Here is a 12,799-nt window from a genome sequence, read left to right on the forward strand (position 1 = left end):
TCGCGGGATAAGGAGTGGCTGCAATGGCGTTTCGGCAAAGGCACCTTCTGGGGATAGAGCATCTCTCTCAGGAAGATATTCTCGCCGTTCTCGATCTGGCCGAGCAATATGTCGACCTGAACCGCCGCACGGTCAAGAAAACCGATGCGCTGGCGGGCATGACCCAGATCAACATGTTCTTCGAAAATTCCACCCGCACGCAGTCGAGCTTCGAGCTGGCCGGAAAGCGCTTGGGCGCGGATGTGATGAACATGTCGATGCAGACCTCCTCGGTGAAAAAGGGCGAGACGCTGATCGACACGGCGCTGACGCTCAATGCGATGCATCCCGACCTGCTGGTGGTGCGCCACCAGAATTCGGGCGCGGTGGATCTGCTGGCGCAGAAAGTGGAATGCGCGGTGCTCAATGCCGGTGACGGCAAGCACGAGCACCCGACTCAGGCGCTTCTGGATGCGCTGACCATCCGCCGCGAGAAGGGCCGGATCTCGCGCCTGACGGTGGCGATCTGTGGCGATGTCACCCATAGCCGCGTGGCGCGCTCCAACATGATCCTGCTGGGCAAGATGGAAAACCGTGTGCGTCTGGTCGGGCCGCCGACGCTGATGCCCTCGGGCGTGGCCGATCTGGGCGTGGAGGTCTGCGAGGACATGCGCCAAGGCCTGCAGGATGCCGATGTGGTGATGATGCTGCGGTTGCAGAAAGAGCGGATGGATGGCGGGTTTATTCCGTCGGAACGCGAATATTTCCACCGTTACGGGCTGGATGCCGAAAAACTGTCTTACGCCAAGCCCGATGCCATCGTCATGCATCCGGGGCCGATGAACCGCGGCGTGGAGATTGACGGCACCATCGCCGACGATATCAACCGTTCGGTCATTCAGGAGCAGGTCGAGATGGGCGTGGCCGTGCGTCAGGCCTGCATGGACCTTCTGGCCCGCAACCTGCGCGCCGAGCGTGGCCGTGCGCTCAGCGAAGGTCATGAAGGCACCTATGCCTGAGACCGCCCCCCTGCCTGACCCTGCCATCGATCTTGCCCCACAGGAGCAACGGCTGGCCGTGTTCCGTGCGGACCGGCGGCGGTTCTTCTCGGTTCAGGCATTCTGGATCACCGCCAGCTTCGCCGTGGCGCTGTTTGTCGGCAATCTGATCACCTCGGGGCAGAACCTGATGGCCCTCTTGGGCATGATCGTGATGGCGCAGCTTTTCGGGATGATGATGGCCTATCGTCGGGTCTTCTCGACCATCTGGTGTCTCACCGACCGGCGGCTGATCGGGCCGCGCGGACGTTCGATCCTGCTGCTCGACATCCAGAAAATGGTGCCGTTTCTGGGCGATGTGCAGATCATCAATACCGAGGGGCGGCGCTTCCGCATCGAGCATATGGCCGATGCGCAGGAAACCATCGCCCGTATCGAGGCCGCCCGCGCAAGCCGGGCCAGCACGCAGCCATGACCACGATGGCGCGCCTGACCCCTTCCTTGCCGCATCGCCACCTTGGCGCCCCGTGGAGCGGTCGCATCCCCGCCGAGGAAACCGTGCTCTGGCAGGGTATGCGGATGGGGTCGGTGCTGCATAACAAGGCACGGGGGCCTGCCCTTTTGCTGGCCATCGCCGTGCTCTGGACCGCCTTTTTCGCCACCGCCCGGCGGGATCTGGAAGTGCCCGTGGTGTTCGGCCTACTCGCGCTGGTCTGGCTGGTGGGGCAGATCATCGCGATCCGCCGCAACCCGCATGCCGAGCGTTATCTGCTGACCGACCGTGCCGCCTATATCGCCACCGGCCCCGCCACCAATGCCAAGCTCTCGCGCTTCTCGCTTTTTGTCGATGACGCCGCCGGACGTCTGGACGAGGCCGATCCCAGTTCGGTGCAGATCGGCACGCGCCAGCGCCGCCCGCAAACCCTGCGTCTGGATGACACGCCCGTCCATGATGCCGTTCCCGCCTATTTCCACGATATTACAGACGCTGAAAAAGTCTCCGACCTGATCCGCCAGATCCGGGCAGGCCACAGCCAGTGAGGTGACCCCATGACCCTGTTTCTTGAAAATGCCCGCCTGATCGATCCCGAGGCGCTGACCGAAACCACCGGCAATGTCATCATTGACGATGGCAAGATCGCGGCGATCGGCCAGATGTCGGCACCCAAAGATGCCGAAGTGATCGATTGCGGCGGTAAATATCTGGCGCCGGGCATCGTGGATCTGGGCGTGAAGATCGGCGAGCCGGGCGAGCGCCACCGCGAGAGTTTCCGCACCGCAGGGCTTGCGGCGGCGGCAGGCGGCGTGACCACGATCATCGCCCGCCCCGACACGACCCCCGCCATCGACACCCCCGAGACGCTGGAATTCGTGACCCGCCGCGCCGCGCAGGCCCCTGTGCGCATCCACCATATGGCGGCGCTGACCAAGGGCCGCGAAGGCCGCGAGATGACCGAGCTGGGCTTTCTCATGGATGCGGGCGCGCTGGCCTTTGGCGATGTGACCCATGTCACCACCGACACCAAGGTTCTGTCGCGCGCCTTCACCTATGCCCGCTCGCTGGGCGCATTGGTGGTGTGCCATCCGCAAGATCCGGGCCTGTCCAGAGGCGCGTCGGTGACCTCGGGCAAATTCGCCTCGCTGCGCGGGCTGCCCGGCGTCTCCCCGATGGCCGAGCGGATGGGGCTGGAACGCGATCTGGCCCTGGTCGAGATGACCGGCGTGCGCTACCACGCCGACCAGATCACCACCGCCCGTTCCCTGCCCTCCCTTGCCCGCGCCAAGGCGGCGGGCCTTGATGTTACGGCGGGCATCTCGATCCACCACCTCACGCTGAACGAGCTGGATGTGGGCGATTACCGCACCTTCTTCAAACTCACCCCGCCGCTGCGCTCGGAGGAAGACCGTCTGGCAATGGCGCAGGCTGTTGCAGACGGGGTGATCGACATCATCTGCTCGATGCACACGCCGGCGGATGAGGAATCCAAACGCCTGCCCTATGAAGAGGCTGCCTCTGGTGCTGTCGCGCTCGAGACCTTCATTCCCGCCGCAATGCGGCTTTATCACGCGGGGGCGGTGTCGCTGCCCCAACTGTTCCGCGCGATGTCGCTCAACCCCGCCAAACGGTTGGGGTTGGCACAGGGGCGGATGCAGGAAGGCGCGCCTGCCGACCTCGTTCTTTTCGATCCCAACGCACCTTTCGTGCTGGACCGGTGGACATTGCAGTCGAAATCGAAGAATACCCCCTTTGACGGTCAGCGCATGGAGGGCAAAGTGCTTGCAACCTTCGTGGCGGGCCGCAAAGTTTTCGACCGCACAGCCCAAAGCGCCTGACCCCCTGTCAGGCCTCCCCCCCTGTCAGGCCGCCCCTGACGCCACATCTTTTCCGAAGAAGGAGCCCTCCGGTGACCGAACATCTTCCGGCCGTTCTGGCCCTCGTGTCCTTGCTGGGCTACCTTCTGGGGTCGATCCCCTTCGGTATCGTGATCACACGCGCCTTCGGTCTGGGAGATCTGCGCCAGATCGGGTCGGGCAATATCGGCGCAACCAATGTGCTGCGCACCGGCAACAAGCCCGCCGCGCTGGCGACCCTGCTGCTGGATTCGGGCAAGGGGGCGATTGCCGTGCTACTGGCGCGCTATTTCCTGAACGACCCGCTGGCCGAGCAGCTTGCGGGGGGCTTTGCCTTCCTTGGCCACCTTTACCCTGTCTGGCTGAAATTCCGTGGCGGTAAAGGGGTTGCGACCTTCCTTGGCACGGTTCTGGCACTGTGCTGGCCGCTGGGCCTTGCCGCCTGCGGCATATGGCTGCTGACAGCCATCGTCACCCGTATCTCGTCGCTTTCGGCGCTGGTCTCGGCGGCGCTCAGTGTGCCTTTGGCCCTTGTGATGGGCGAACGTCAACTGATGCTGCTGCTGGCTCTGCTGGCGGTGCTGATCTTCTGGCGTCACCGCGCGAATATCTCGCGCCTTGCCCAAGGCGCAGAACCCAAGATCGGCAAGAAGGGCTAGGGAACAGGGAACCCGCCCCCCGTCCCGCCGTTATGCGGAAAACACCGAAGGCTCCCCATGCGCTTCCAGACCATCATCCGAACCTGCCTGACACGGGACTATGCCAATTTTTCGGGGCGTGCCACGCGCAGCGAATTCTGGCTGTTCATCCTGTTCTTCCTCTTGGCCAACATTGTCCTGAGCCTTCTTGACGGCCTGATCTTCGGCGGGCTGTCGATGGGCGCGGGCAATGGGCGCGCATGGTTCATCTCGAACGGTGGCCCGCTGGAGTTCCTCTTCTCGCTCTGCGTGGTGATCCCGCTTCTGGCGGTCTCGGTGCGCCGTCTGCATGATATCGACCGCAGCGGGTGGTGGCTTCTGCTGCATGCCCTGCCGCCGGTCGGACAGATCATCCTGTTCGTGTTCATGCTGGGCCGCACCCGTCCGGGGCCAAACCGTTTCGGCCCCGACCCGCAACAGTAACGCCTGGGGCCGTAACGCCTAGGGCCGTGACACTCAGGAGGGCGTGCGGGCCTCCAGAGCCTCTAACAGCTTGGCACAGCGACCCAGGTTGGCATATATCCCCAGCCCCAGATAGAGCGCGCCGCAGACCATCACCCACAGCACAAGATACAGCACCGTCGTAATGATGGTGGCGGTCATCGTCGAAACGATCAACCTGCTTTCGACAAAGACCAGCGGCAGGTATCCGCGCATCAACAGATCCACCGCAGAGAAGACGATCATCGCAAAGCCGAGCACCGCCAGCAGAAGGAGCGCCACCGCATAGGCGCGCATGACAAGGTTCTGCATGGGTTTTCCTTCCGGACCTCGACAGTTCAAATGGAAACGCAGGCCTGAAAGCCTGCGCCCTGTTCCCGAGCCTGTCTCTCAGGCCGAGGTTTTCTCGAGCTGCTTTTCCAGAAGCTCGGCCATTTTCTTGGTGTTGTCATAGATCCCGAGACCCACATAAAGCGCACCGCCAATCAGGATGACATAGAGCGTGCCACCAATCAGGATGCCGATAAAGGCCAGAATCGCCATGCCAGCGCCACCGCCACCGCCATAGGGGTTTGCCGACAGCAGATAGGCCTGCGCGACCGCCGAGATGACAACGCCGATCATTCCCAGAACGATAATAAGCGCAACCAGTTTCCGGTAAGAGGAAATCATGAAATTCTGCATGTCAAACTCCGACAAAAAAACGCGGGGAAAATACCCCGCGCCCTTTGATCGGATTATCACAGAGAGTTCAACCGAGAATCAGTAGCTATACTCGCTGTAGATCTTGGACAGATCGCCCTGCCATTCGCCGTGGTATTTCTCCAGCAGCTCATCGGCAGGTACGCGGCCCGAATCCACGCTTTCTTCCAGCGCGTTCAGGAAGTGGGTCTCGTCGGGCACCAACCCGCCCGAGCCGGGCTTGGCACGGGATTTCAGCCCCGAACGCGAGATCGCAACCGCCTCACGCGCCAGATCATGCAGCTTGATACCGTTATATTCGCCCTGAAGCGCGTCTTTCGCCGCCGCACGGCGCAGGCCCTCTCGGGTCTCGTGGTCCCAGCCCTTTACCAGATCCCATGCCGCATCCAGCGCCGACTGATCATAGGTCAGCCCCACCCAGAAGGCAGGCAAAGCGCAAAGACGGCGCCACGGGCCACCATCGGCACCGCGCATCTCGATGAATTTCTTCACCCGCGCCTCGGGGAAGACGGTAGTCATATGGTCCGCCCAATCCGAAAGCGTCGGCTTCTCGCCCGGCAGCGCGGGCAGCTCGCCCTTCAGGAAGTCGCGGAAAGACTGGCCAAGCGCGTTGATATATTTGCCGTCGCGATAGACGAAATACATCGGCACATCGAGGACATAATCCACCCAAGCCTGATAGCCGAAGCCCTCTTCAAACACGAAGGGCAGCATGCCGGTGCGGGCCTCATCAAGGTTCTGCCAGACATTGGCGCGCCAAGATTTGAACCCGTTGGGCTTGCCATCAAGGAAGGGCGAATTGGCAAACAGCGCGGTGGCCACCGGCTGTAGCGACAGCGCCACGCGCATCTTCTGCACCATATCGGCCTCGGAGGCGAAATCGAGGTTCACCTGAACCGTGCAGGTCCGGTACATCATGGTTTTGCCCATGGTGCCGACGCTGTCCATATAGTCGGTCATCAGCCGGTAGCGGCCCTTGGGCATCATCGGCATCTCGGCCTCGGACCATTGCGGGGCCGCACCCAGCCCGATGAAACGCGCGCCGATCTTATCGGCAATGCTCTGCACTTCGCGCAGGTGCTGGTTCACCTCGTCGCAGGTCTGGTGGATGGTCTCCAAAGGCGCGCCCGACAGTTCCAGCTGGCCACCCGGCTCAAGGCTGACATTGGCACCATTATGGGTCAGGCCGATGATATTGCCCTGCTCTTCGACAGGCGTCCAGCCATAGGTATCGCGCAGCCCTTCCAGCATCGCCCTGATCGAACAGGGGCCCTCATAGGGCAGCGGCTTCTGGGCCTTTTCGCAATAGCCGAATTTCTCGTGCTCGGTGCCGATACGCCATGCATCCTTGGGCTTTTCACCCTCGGCCATATAGGCGGCAAGCTGCGCGAAATCTTCGATCGGGCCACCGCCCTGCTGCGGAATGGACATGGACGCTCCTAATTCATTGTGGCCCTTGGAAGGGCAAGAGGTGTGACGATTACGCGATCAAGTCAAGCGCAATGACAGTCTATCCTGATGCACGTTTCCATAAAACCTGTGCGGTCACGCGCTGATCCAAGGCCGCGGAAATCGCCCGCATGTCGGTTCCGGGCAAGCTGGCATAGGCGTCGTATAATTGCGCCGCGCCCGCGGCATCGACGGGAATCAGAAGCGCCTGCCCGTCCGCGGTCTTCAGCCGCCACAGATGGCGACCGTTCAGATGCAACAGCCGGATCTCGGCCAGATCGCGCAGCGCCACCTGCCCGCCCAGCAGACGCCCCGCGCCGAAATAGCCGATCTGGCCCTCGTCGATCTCCACCACGCCCGGCGCGCCCACATCGCGGGCAAAGCGCAGCCTGCGCCAGTCCACCACCGCCCAGGCCAGGGCCGCCGCCACCAGCGCCAGCCCCGCAGGCAGCAGCACCCAGCCGCCCAGCCGGCACAGCCATAGCCCCAAGCCCAGAGGCACAAGCGCCAGCAGCACTTCGGAATGGCGCGCCAGCGCGTGACGGAGTTCGGGACGGATCATGGCAGGGGCCTGCTGAGAGATAGTCACGGAACTCTTGCTTGGGTCCTGCCGGAATGCAACCATTTGCGCAGGCTCCTGCCCGCCCGATGGCGCGCAGCCCCCTGTTCGCGGAGGCATGAATGGACAAGATCACCGTCACCACCACAATCAACGCCCCTGTCGGGACCGTCTGGGCCGCCTATACCGACGCCGCCCGGATTCCACACTGGAACTTCGCCACACCCGACTGGCACTGCCCCGAGGCCGAGGTCGATCTGCGCGTCGGCGGGCGCGTCGTGTCGCAGATGGCCGCAAAGGACGGCAGCCTGTCCTTCGCGTTCGGCGCAACCTATACCGAGGTCACCCCGCCCCATCGGCTGGCCATCCGCATGGATGACGGGCGCGAGGCGGTCACCCGCTTCGAAGCGATGCAAGGCCGCACCACCGTGACCACCTGCTTTGACCCCGAGACGCAAAACCCCGTCGCCATGCAGCAGATGGGCTGGCAGGCGATCTTGGAGAATTTCCGCCGCTACCTTGAGGGGTGATCAGCCGTTGATCGTGGCAAAAGCCGCCTCATAGCGGCCTTCGGCCTCTGCAAATCGCTGGAAATGCACCCGCTCGACCAAGATCTCGTCTGGCACCTCTGCTGCGGTCATCTGGGCAACCACCTCCTGAATGAACTGTGCAAGCGGCAGCGCTGCGGCAACCTGCGACTGGCCCGGCGTCAGTTCGGTGGCCACCAGAGGCGGCGCGATCTCGTGCACGCGCACCGGGCTATCGCGCAGTTGGTGACGCAGCGATTGCGACCACGAATGGATCGCGGCTTTGCTGGCCGAATAGACCGGCGTCGCCGCCTTTGGCACAAAGGCCAGCCCCGATGACACGGTGACCAGCGCGGAATGCGACTGCGCGCGCAGATGCGGCAGCAGCAGGGCCGCAAGCTGGATCGGCGCGGTCAGATTGGTGGCGATGGTGCGATGGGCCACATCAAGGCGGACCGGATCGGCGGTATAGTCCTCGGGTTCCATGATGCCCGCATTCACGATCACCGTGTCCAGATCGGGATGCTCGGCCAGCAGTCGGGGCGCGAATGCCGCGACCGCCTGCACGTCGGTGACATCGAGGTAATAGCCCGCCATATCGGGATTGCGCGCCAGAGTGGCCTGCAGGCTGTCCGCTTTGCGCCCCGTGATGATGATCCGGTTGCCAGCCGCCTGCAATGCCTCGGCCAGCGCCTGACCGATGCCGGAATTGCCACCGGTGATAAGGATGGTGCGATTGATGAAGCTCATGGTCTGTCCTTTCCCTTGCTGGCAACAAGATGCGGCCTCTGCTATCTTCGGGAAAGAAGGCACCGGAAAGATTTATACTTACCCGAAAGAGAGTATGGCCCATGTCCGCCGATGATCTGCGCAAAGACCTCAACGCCCTGCCCTGCGATCCGGCGGTGGACCGGCTGGTGGAAGAGATCATCGGGCGAGTGGCGGACAAATGGACGATGCTCCTGATCGAGATCCTGACCGAGCGTGACTGCGCCCGTTTTGGCGAGCTGTCGCGCGCCTGCACCGGCATCAGCCAGAAGATGCTGACCCAGACCCTGCGCGCGATGGAACGCGACGGGCTGGTCAATCGCACGGTCTATCCGGTGGTGCCGCCCAAGGTAGAATACCGGCTGACCGAGCTAGGGCTGGGGCTGTCGAAGGCCTTCTGCGGCGTCTGGCTTTGGGCAGAGGCGAATTACGACATGATCGAGCGGGCACGGAAAGACTTCGCGGCCCGCTCGAACGGTGGGTAATCAGCCCCAATCCCCCAGCGCGGATTGCCATAGCGTGATCGCCGCGCAAACGGCGGTATCGGCACGCAGGATGCGCGGCCCGAGGCTGACCGGCGTGACATAATCGAGGCTGCGCAGCATATCTCGCTCGACCGGAGAAAAGCCGCCCTCCGGCCCGATCAGGATCGCCCAGGGGCCGGGGGTCAGCTGGGCCAATGTCTGGGCGGGGCCGACAAGGCTTTCATCGCAAAACAGGATACGCCGCGTATCGTCCCAGCCCCGCAGAAGCTGCATCAGGCTCTGCATCTCGGTGACTTCGGGCACATAGGTACCAAGGCATTGCTCGGCGGCTTCCATCGCATGGGCCTGCGCGCGGTCCTGTTTGATCCGGCCCGCATTGGTGAATTCGGTCTGCACGGGAAGGATGCGGGCACAGCCCAGTTCCGTCGCCTTTTCCACGATGAAATCAGTGCGCTCTTTCTTGATTGGCGCAAAAAGCAGCCACAGGTCGGGCGGGTCCAGCTGGGGCGCGGCCTGTTCAACGCAGGTCAGCTCTCCGGCCTTTTTATGGGCGCGGGTGACGGTGGACGTCCATTCGCCATCGCGGCCGTTGAACAGCGCCACAGCACTGCCCTCCCCTTCGCGCATGACCCCGAAGAGATAGTGTGATTGTTTATCGGTCAGGGCGATGACTTGCCCCTGACCCAGCGGATGATCTACATGAAGACGTATCTTGGCGCGTTGCATGAGGCAAATCTATGATCGGTGGGCGGAAAACTCCAGAGGCAGACGGTATCGTCTATGACGCCTATGATGGCAACTGGGTCGATCACCGCGCCCCTGCCCGCCTGCGCCCTCTGTTGCGTCTCAGCCGCGCCGACCGCCCGATCGGCACATGGCTTTTGCTGATGCCCTGCTTCTGGGGCATCGCTCTGGCCGCCAATGCGACGGGAGGCTTTGGCTGGTGGGACCTCTGGCTGGTCATCGGCTGCACCATCGGGTCGTTCCTGATGCGCGGCGCGGGCTGCACGTGGAACGACATCACCGACCGCAAATTCGATGCAGCCGTGGCGCGCACCCGCTCGCGCCCGATCCCCTCGGGGCAGATCTCGGCCAAGGGCGCGCTGGTCTGGGCCGTGGTGCAATGCCTGATCTCGCTCCTGATCCTGCTGACCTTCAACGCCGCCGCCATCTGGCTGGGCGTGCTGTCGCTGGTGCCCGTGGCGGTCTACCCTTTTGCCAAACGCTTCACATGGTGGCCGCAGGTCTTTCTGGGGCTGGCCTTCAACTGGGGCGCACTTCTGGCATGGACCGCGCATACCGGCAGCCTCGGACTGCCTGCCGTGCTTCTTTATGTCGGCGGGATCAGCTGGACACTGTTCTACGATACGATCTACGCCCATCAGGACAAGGAAGACGACGTTCTGATCGGGGTAAAATCCACCGCCCGCCTCTTTGCCGAGAAGACTCCGCAATATCTGCTGGGCTTTCTTGTGATTGCCACCACGCTGATGGTGCTGGCGGTTCTGGCAGCCCTTCTGCCCAATGGGGCCTCGGGCCGACAGCTTCTGCTTTGCCTGTGCGGGCCGCTGGTCTTTGCCGCGCATATGGGATGGCAGCTGTGGCAGCTTGATATCGACAACCCCGACCTGTGCCTGAAACTTTTCCGCCGTGCCCAGAAGGCGGGGCTGTTTGCTGCGCTGTTTTTCGCCGTTGGCGCGATTGTGTAAGCTTGCGCGCGTCCCTACGGATTGCGAGAACCCCGCCCACACCGTAAGGAACCGGCATCCCTTTTCTGACCTCGGAGAGCTGACCGCATGCGAAGCAAGATCCTGACCGCCACCGCCTTTGGCGCCGCACTCCTCTGTTCGGCCCTTGTTGCGGGCGGCTCGGCCACAGTGATCGAGAAACGCACCAAGTCCGATATCCGTATCGCCCTCGAGACCTCGGGGCATGGCTGGGCGAAAATCGACACCGACGGGTTGCAGGTTCTGGTCAGCGGCACCGCCCCTTCGGAAGCCGAGCGCCTGCGCACCATGACCGTGATCAGCTCCGTCGTGGAAGCCTCGCGCATCCGCGACAATACCGATGTGGTGCAGACCGAAGACCTGACCGCGCCGGATTTCTCGCTTGAAATCCTGCGCAATGATGATGGCGTCTCGCTGATCGGGCTGGTGCCCAGCACCACCGACCGCAAGGCCCTGATGTCCACCGTGGCCTCGTTCACGCAGGGCGGCGAGGTGGTCGATATGCTGGATGTGGCCGATTACCCCGTGCCGAAGGGCTGGAACACCGCCTATAACTTCGCCGTCGAGACGCTGCGCACCCTGCCGCATTCGAAGATCTCGGTCGAGGCCGGCAAGGTCTCGGTGACCGCCATCACCGCCTCCAAGCGCGAGAAATCCGACATCGAAACCGCGCTGAACCGTCGCAAACCCGACGGGCTGGATCTAAGCTATAACATCTCGGCCCCGCGTCCGGTGATCACCCCGTTCACACTGCGCTTCATCAAGGATGACGAGGGTGCCCGTTTCGATGCCTGCTCGGCCGATACCGACCGCGCCAAAACCACAATCCTTGCCGCCGCGCGCAAAGCGGGGGCCGAAGGCGATCTGGGCTGCACCGTGGGCATGGGCGTGCCCTCGACCGAATGGGCCGATGCCGCCGCGATGGGGATTGCCGCCATCGGTCAGATGGGCGCGGGCACCATTACCTATTCCGATACCGATATCGCGCTGGATGTCCCTGCAAGCGTCGGCAACGATGCCTTCGATCAGGCGGTGGCCGATCTGGAAACCAACCTGCCCGACGTGTTCTCGCTGCATTCGATCCATGAACAGCCCAAACAGGTGCAGGCCCAGATTGCCCAGTTTTCGGCCGCACGCGATGCCTCGGGCAAGGTGGTGCTGCGCGGACGGGTGACCAATGCGATGCAGCGCGACATGGTCGAGAACTATGCCCGTGCGCAATTCGGCTCGAAGGATGTGTCGGGGGCGACCCGCGTCGATGACAGCCTGCCCGCAGATTGGGGCGTGCGGATGATGGCGGGGCTTGCCGCGCTGGACCAGCTCAATAGCGGGCAGATCACCGTGCGGCCCGATATCCTGCGGGTGTCGGGGATTTCGGGCAATGCTCAGGCCAGCGACGAGATTTCGCGGCTGCTGTCCAAGCGGCTGGGGGAAGCGGCACGGATCGATCTGTCGGTGCGCTATGACCGGCGTCTTGATCCGGTGCTGGGCCTGCCCTCGGGGCAGGAATGCGTGACGCGGCTCAACAATGTGCTGTCGGCGCAGAAGATCACCTTCGAGCCGGGTTCGGCCAAAATCGATGCGGCAGGCGAAACCCCTGTGGAAGCTCTCGCCAAGGCCTATCATAACTGCGAGGATTACAAGCTGGAAATCGACGGCCATACCGACAGTCAGGGCCGCGACGAAATGAACATGGCCCTGTCGCGCGACCGTGCGAATGCCGTGCTGGAAGCCTTGGCCGCGCGCGGGGTCCCGGTGCGCAATCTCACGGCGAAAGGCTATGGCGAGACCCAGCCGATTGCCGATAACGGCACCGAAGCCGGACGCGAAGCCAACCGCCGCATCGAGTTCGTCCTGCTGGATGAGCAGCCTCTGGAAACCGGCGAGCCGCTGCCCGAAGCCACGGCCAGCGCCACCACGCCGATTGTCGAGGAGGCCAGCAAGGGTGAGGCACAGGCCGATCAGGTGGGCGGCACCGCCGACACCTCCAGCGATGCGGCTCAGGATCCGCAGATCACGATCCCTGTCGCTCCGGCGGCGAAATCCCCGGGCAAACCCAAATTGCGTCCGGCCGACCTCAAGACTTCAAAGAACTGACTGGGCAAGAGCCTGCG

16 protein-coding genes are annotated in these 12,799 nt (G+C 63.2%); 10 read left to right on the forward strand and 6 right to left on the reverse strand.

Features of this window, described 5'->3' with window-relative positions:
* Positions 1-23: 23 nt before the first annotated feature.
* From WDB88_RS00725 to WDB88_RS00750, 6 genes are all read left to right on the forward strand, one after another.
* Positions 24-998, forward strand: coding sequence for an aspartate carbamoyltransferase catalytic subunit (locus tag WDB88_RS00725; protein WP_339108313.1), 975 nt, complete (start codon positions 24-26; stop codon positions 996-998).
* Positions 991-1,452 carry a hypothetical protein gene (locus tag WDB88_RS00730; RefSeq protein ID WP_339108314.1) on the forward strand — a complete coding sequence of 154 codons (462 nt, stop codon included), beginning with the start codon at positions 991-993 and terminating at the stop codon, positions 1,450-1,452. The genes WDB88_RS00725 and WDB88_RS00730 overlap by 8 nt, the downstream gene beginning before the upstream one ends.
* Positions 1,449-2,018 carry a hypothetical protein gene (locus WDB88_RS00735; protein WP_339108315.1) on the forward strand — a complete coding sequence of 190 codons (570 nt, stop codon included), beginning with the start codon at positions 1,449-1,451 and terminating at the stop codon, positions 2,016-2,018. Before WDB88_RS00730 ends, WDB88_RS00735 begins: the two co-directional genes overlap by 4 nt.
* A gap of 9 nt (positions 2,019-2,027) precedes the next feature.
* Positions 2,028-3,311: a dihydroorotase gene (gene pyrC, locus WDB88_RS00740; RefSeq protein ID WP_339108316.1), complete on the forward strand. Its 1,284-nt coding sequence runs from the start codon at positions 2,028-2,030 to the stop codon at positions 3,309-3,311.
* 71 nt (positions 3,312-3,382) lie between these two features.
* Positions 3,383-3,988, forward strand: a complete 606-nt coding sequence (plsY, locus tag WDB88_RS00745; protein ID WP_339108317.1) for a glycerol-3-phosphate 1-O-acyltransferase PlsY — start codon at positions 3,383-3,385, stop codon at positions 3,986-3,988.
* A gap of 57 nt (positions 3,989-4,045) precedes the next feature.
* Complete coding sequence (locus tag WDB88_RS00750; RefSeq protein ID WP_339108318.1) at positions 4,046-4,450, forward strand: DUF805 domain-containing protein; 405 nt, start codon at positions 4,046-4,048, stop codon at positions 4,448-4,450.
* A 33-nt stretch (positions 4,451-4,483) separates the two neighbouring features.
* Here WDB88_RS00750 and WDB88_RS00755 read toward each other — a convergent pair whose 3' ends face one another.
* The 4 genes from WDB88_RS00755 to WDB88_RS00770 all read right to left on the reverse strand — a co-directional run bounded on the left by WDB88_RS00755 (position 4,484) and on the right by WDB88_RS00770 (position 7,208).
* Positions 4,484-4,780, reverse strand: coding sequence for a hypothetical protein (locus WDB88_RS00755; RefSeq protein ID WP_339108319.1), 297 nt, complete (start codon positions 4,778-4,780; stop codon positions 4,484-4,486).
* Between the two features lie 78 nt (positions 4,781-4,858).
* Positions 4,859-5,152 (reverse strand): hypothetical protein, encoded by a 294-nt coding sequence (locus WDB88_RS00760; protein WP_339108320.1) that lies wholly within the window; start codon positions 5,150-5,152, stop codon positions 4,859-4,861.
* Between the two features lie 78 nt (positions 5,153-5,230).
* A complete protein-coding gene (locus WDB88_RS00765) occupies positions 5,231-6,601 on the reverse strand; it encodes a glutamate--cysteine ligase (RefSeq protein ID WP_339108321.1) in 1,371 nt (456 codons plus the stop codon).
* 79 nt (positions 6,602-6,680) lie between these two features.
* Positions 6,681-7,208, reverse strand: coding sequence for a hypothetical protein (locus WDB88_RS00770; protein ID WP_339108322.1), 528 nt, complete (start codon positions 7,206-7,208; stop codon positions 6,681-6,683).
* Positions 7,209-7,300: 92 nt separating this feature from the next.
* Between WDB88_RS00770 and WDB88_RS00775 the strand changes: the two genes are divergently transcribed.
* On the forward strand, positions 7,301-7,708 hold the full coding sequence (locus WDB88_RS00775; RefSeq protein WP_339108323.1) for an SRPBCC domain-containing protein: 408 nt from the start codon (positions 7,301-7,303) through the stop codon (positions 7,706-7,708).
* Here WDB88_RS00775 and WDB88_RS00780 read toward each other — a convergent pair whose 3' ends face one another.
* Complete coding sequence (locus WDB88_RS00780; protein ID WP_339108324.1) at positions 7,709-8,455, reverse strand: SDR family NAD(P)-dependent oxidoreductase; 747 nt, start codon at positions 8,453-8,455, stop codon at positions 7,709-7,711.
* Between the two features lie 101 nt (positions 8,456-8,556).
* Between WDB88_RS00780 and WDB88_RS00785 the strand changes: the two genes are divergently transcribed.
* Complete coding sequence (locus WDB88_RS00785; RefSeq protein WP_339108325.1) at positions 8,557-8,958, forward strand: helix-turn-helix domain-containing protein; 402 nt, start codon at positions 8,557-8,559, stop codon at positions 8,956-8,958.
* Here the strand turns inward: WDB88_RS00785 and WDB88_RS00790 are convergent, their stop codons facing one another.
* Entirely contained in the window at positions 8,959-9,684 is a 726-nt protein-coding gene (locus WDB88_RS00790; protein WP_339108326.1) for a 16S rRNA (uracil(1498)-N(3))-methyltransferase, read from the reverse strand.
* Positions 9,685-9,695: 11 nt separating this feature from the next.
* Here WDB88_RS00790 and ubiA point away from each other — a divergent pair, with 11 nt between their 5' ends.
* Positions 9,696-10,667 (forward strand): 4-hydroxybenzoate octaprenyltransferase, encoded by a 972-nt coding sequence (gene ubiA, locus WDB88_RS00795; protein WP_339108327.1) that lies wholly within the window; start codon positions 9,696-9,698, stop codon positions 10,665-10,667.
* A gap of 87 nt (positions 10,668-10,754) precedes the next feature.
* Positions 10,755-12,782, forward strand: coding sequence for an OmpA family protein (locus WDB88_RS00800; protein ID WP_339108328.1), 2,028 nt, complete (start codon positions 10,755-10,757; stop codon positions 12,780-12,782).
* Positions 12,783-12,799 lie beyond the last annotated feature (17 nt).

The sequence above is a fragment of the Thioclava sp. GXIMD4216 genome, from assembly GCF_037949285.1.
GTDB lineage: Bacteria > Pseudomonadota > Alphaproteobacteria > Rhodobacterales > Rhodobacteraceae > Thioclava > Thioclava litoralis.

Excerpts from the sequence above, each read along its gene's own strand:
- WDB88_RS00725 (WP_339108313.1), top strand. The coding sequence starts at position 24 with ATGGCGTTTCGGCAAAGGCACCTTCTGGGGATAGAGCATCTCTCTCAG.
- WDB88_RS00790 (WP_339108326.1), bottom strand. The coding sequence starts at position 9,684 with ATGCAACGCGCCAAGATACGTCTTCATGTAGATCATCCGCTGGGTCAG.
- WDB88_RS00760 (WP_339108320.1), bottom strand. The coding sequence starts at position 5,152 with ATGCAGAATTTCATGATTTCCTCTTACCGGAAACTGGTTGCGCTTATT.
- WDB88_RS00750 (WP_339108318.1), top strand. The coding sequence starts at position 4,046 with ATGCGCTTCCAGACCATCATCCGAACCTGCCTGACACGGGACTATGCC.
- WDB88_RS00730 (WP_339108314.1), top strand. The coding sequence starts at position 991 with ATGCCTGAGACCGCCCCCCTGCCTGACCCTGCCATCGATCTTGCCCCA.
- WDB88_RS00755 (WP_339108319.1), bottom strand. The coding sequence starts at position 4,780 with ATGCAGAACCTTGTCATGCGCGCCTATGCGGTGGCGCTCCTTCTGCTG.
- WDB88_RS00785 (WP_339108325.1), top strand. The coding sequence starts at position 8,557 with ATGTCCGCCGATGATCTGCGCAAAGACCTCAACGCCCTGCCCTGCGAT.
- ubiA (WP_339108327.1), top strand. The coding sequence starts at position 9,696 with ATGATCGGTGGGCGGAAAACTCCAGAGGCAGACGGTATCGTCTATGAC.
- WDB88_RS00780 (WP_339108324.1), bottom strand. The coding sequence starts at position 8,455 with ATGAGCTTCATCAATCGCACCATCCTTATCACCGGTGGCAATTCCGGC.
- WDB88_RS00800 (WP_339108328.1), top strand. The coding sequence starts at position 10,755 with ATGCGAAGCAAGATCCTGACCGCCACCGCCTTTGGCGCCGCACTCCTC.
- pyrC (WP_339108316.1), top strand. The coding sequence starts at position 2,028 with ATGACCCTGTTTCTTGAAAATGCCCGCCTGATCGATCCCGAGGCGCTG.
- WDB88_RS00735 (WP_339108315.1), top strand. The coding sequence starts at position 1,449 with ATGACCACGATGGCGCGCCTGACCCCTTCCTTGCCGCATCGCCACCTT.
- WDB88_RS00775 (WP_339108323.1), top strand. The coding sequence starts at position 7,301 with ATGGACAAGATCACCGTCACCACCACAATCAACGCCCCTGTCGGGACC.
- WDB88_RS00765 (WP_339108321.1), bottom strand. The coding sequence starts at position 6,601 with ATGTCCATTCCGCAGCAGGGCGGTGGCCCGATCGAAGATTTCGCGCAG.